General features: G+C 57.9%; 3 protein-coding genes. 2 read left to right on the top strand and 1 reads right to left on the bottom strand.

The genetic code is table 11. The features are described 5' to 3' along the window. The first annotated feature begins 43 nt into the window (after positions 1–43). Together rbsK and rbsR are read left to right on the top strand one after the other, a co-directional pair. The gene (rbsK, locus tag HMPREF9538_RS14600; protein ID WP_009485024.1) at positions 44–976 is read left to right on the top strand and encodes a ribokinase; all 933 of its coding nucleotides are present in this window, start codon (positions 44–46) and stop codon (positions 974–976) included. A gap of 3 nt (positions 977–979) precedes the next feature. Further along, a complete protein-coding gene (gene rbsR / locus HMPREF9538_RS14605; protein WP_016831327.1) occupies positions 980–1,972 on the top strand; it encodes a ribose operon transcriptional repressor RbsR in 993 nt (330 codons plus the stop codon). Here the strand turns inward: rbsR and HMPREF9538_RS0127590 are convergent. After that, the coding region (locus HMPREF9538_RS0127590) for an MFS transporter (protein ID WP_009485023.1) at positions 1,969–3,090 on the bottom strand (1,122 nt) is incomplete at its 5' end. The two genes, rbsR and HMPREF9538_RS0127590, sit on opposite strands and share 4 nt — an antisense overlap.

Genomic DNA, 3,090 nt, shown 5'->3' with positions numbered 1-3,090 from the left:
ATGCGCCACCGGATCCCGGTGGCGCGCTTTCCCGGGAACAGAAATGATGAAAACTGCAGGCAAACTTGTCGTCCTTGGCAGTATCAATGCCGATCACATTCTTAACCTTGACGCTTTCCCGACGCCGGGCGAAACCGTCACAGGCCACCATTATCAGGTGGCGTTCGGTGGAAAAGGGGCCAACCAGGCGGTGGCCGCCGGGCGCAGCGGAGCGGATATCGCGTTTATCGCCTGCACCGGCGATGACGATATCGGTGAACGCATCCGTCGTCAGCTGGCGAGCGATAAAATCGACGTGGCGCCCGTGCGCGCGGTTGCCGGGGAAGCGACCGGGGTGGCGTTAATTTTCGTTAACGCCGAAGGTGAGAATGTCATCGGTATTCATGCCGGCGCCAATGCGGCGCTTTCCGTCTCCCAGGTTGAGGCGGAAAAAGAGCGTATCGCCAGCGCACAGGCGTTGTTGATGCAGCTGGAGTCGCCGCTGGAGAGCGTCATAGCGGCGGCGAAAATCGCCCATCACCATCACACCACCGTGGTGCTGAACCCCGCGCCAGCGCGTGAACTACCGGATGAACTGCTGGCGCTGGTGGATATTATTACCCCTAACGAAACCGAAGCGGAAAAGCTGACCGGTATTCGCGTTGAGAGTGACGAAGATGCGGCAAAAGCCGCCGACGTGCTGCATGCCAAAGGCATTGGTACGGTGATGATCACCCTCGGCAGGCGCGGCGTCTGGCTCAGTGCCGAAGGCGAAAGCCGCCGGATCCCAGGGTTTCGCGTACAGGCCATTGATACTATCGCGGCCGGTGATACCTTTAACGGCGCGCTGGTGACCGCGCTGCTGGAAGGGACCGCCCTGCCGGAGGCGATTCGCTTTGCGCATGCCGCAGCGGCGATCGCCGTAACCCGCAAAGGCGCTCAGCCGTCCGTGCCTTGGCGCACAGAGATCGATGAATTTTTAGCGCAACAGGGGTAATGCTTGGCTACGATGAAAGATGTGGCCCGCATCGCGGGCGTTTCCACATCGACGGTGTCACACGTCATCAATAAGGACCGCTTTGTCAGCGAGGCGATTACCGCCAAAGTTGACGCTGCGATCAAAAGCCTCAACTACGCCCCCTCTGCGCTGGCGCGTAGCCTCAAGCTCAATCAAACCCGTACCATCGGCATGCTGATCACCGCCAGTACCAATCCGTTTTATTCGGAGCTGGTGCGGGGCGTGGAGCGTAGCTGCTTTGAGCGGGGTTATAGCCTCGTGCTCTGCAATACCGAAGGTGATGAGCAGCGAATGAATCGTAATCTGGAGACGCTAATGCAAAAACGCGTCGATGGATTACTCCTGCTGTGCACGGAGACTCATCAGCCCTCCCCGGAAATCATGCAGCGCTATCCGTCGGTACCGACGGTTATGATGGACTGGGCCCCCTTTGATGGCGATAGCGATCTGATTCAGGATAACTCGCTGCTCGGCGGCGATATGGCGACTCAGTATCTGATTGACCAGGGGCATTTACGCATTGCCTGTATTGCCGGCCCGCTGGATAAAACCCCGGCGCGCCTGCGTCTTGAAGGCTATCATGCCGCGATGGCGCGCTGCGGCCTGCCGGTTGCCGAAGGATACGTGGTGACCAGTGATTTTGAGTTTGGCGGCGGGTTTAGCGCGATGCAGCAGCTGCTGGCGTTGCCGCAGCGTCCGCAGGCGGTGTTTGTCGGTAACGATGCGATGGCGGTTGGCGCTTATCAGGCGTTATACCAGGCCGGGCTGCAGATTCCGCAGGATATGGCGCTGGTGGGCTACGATGATATTGAGCTGGCACGTTATATGACGCCGCCATTGACCACCATTCACCAGCCAAAGGATGAGCTGGGGGAACTGGCCATCGACGTACTGATCCATCGCATGGCCGATCCGCAGCAAAAACAGCAGCGCGTTCAGTTAACGCCGGAGCTGGTGGTTCGCGGTTCCGCTTAGCGTTTATGCCGCTCGCTAATCAGGTTGCGGCCATCCTTCGCTCTTAACAGCATAAACATCAGCGCCGATATAATGGTTATCACGCCCATGGTTATAAAGGTGTAGTGAAACTGCTGTACCGTGCTTGCATTATCAAAACCTTCATAGAAGCGTAGCACCGCAGCGCTGATGGCCACCCCGAGACTAATTGAAAGCTGCTGGGTGACGGCCAGCAGGCTGTTGCCGCTGCTGGCATTATCATCGGTCAGATCGGCCAGGGTAATGGTATTCATGGCGGTAAACTGCGTGGACATCGCCATCCCCAGCACGAACAGCGGCAGAAGAAGCATCCACAGCGGCATCTCTGGCGACTGCAGCGAGAACTGGGCGATCATAAGGCCAATAAACACGGTGATCCCCACCAGGGTCTTACGATAGCCAAACCAGCGCAGCACCTGGGTAACGGTGGATTTCGCAATAATCGAGCCGATAGCGGTGGGGGCGATCATACAGCCGGCGATAATGGCCGGATAGCCGAAACCAACCTGTAGCATCAGCGGCATCAGAAACGGTACGCAGCCGGTACCCAACCGCGTGGCGAGGTTGCCGGCAATGCCGACCGAGAACGTATGGGTCTTAAATAAAGAGAGCGAGATAAGCGGCGTCGGATGGCGACGCGCGTGACGCACATAGGCCACGAGCAGTAACAGACTGACGGCAATCACGGCCAGCGCCTGCCATGTCGCCACGATTTTTTCCCCAAACAGTTCAATACCGCTGGAAAATAACACCAGACTTAAGCCAAATAACAGAAAACCGCCTATATCGAAGCGTCGGCGCGGCGTTGTGAAATTTGGCATGTATTTACGGGCGTACAGAATGCCAATTACGCCGATCGGAATGTTTATCAGGAAAATCCAATGCCAGCTGGCCCAGGTCACAAATACCCCGCCGAGTACCGGGCCCAGAATCGGCCCCACCAATCCCGGCATGGTGACAAAGTTCAGGACCGGCAACAGTTCGCTGCGGGGGTAGGCACGCAGCAGGGCCAGCCTCGCCACCGGCATCATCATCGCCCCACCGATCCCCTGAATTACGCGAAAAATGACCAGTTCCGTTAAGGAACTAGAGAGGGCGCA

The sequence above is a fragment of the Klebsiella sp. MS 92-3 genome, assembly GCF_000195655.1.
GTDB lineage: Bacteria > Pseudomonadota > Gammaproteobacteria > Enterobacterales > Enterobacteriaceae > Klebsiella > Klebsiella pneumoniae.
This window is presented reverse-complemented; position numbering and strand designations above follow the sequence as displayed.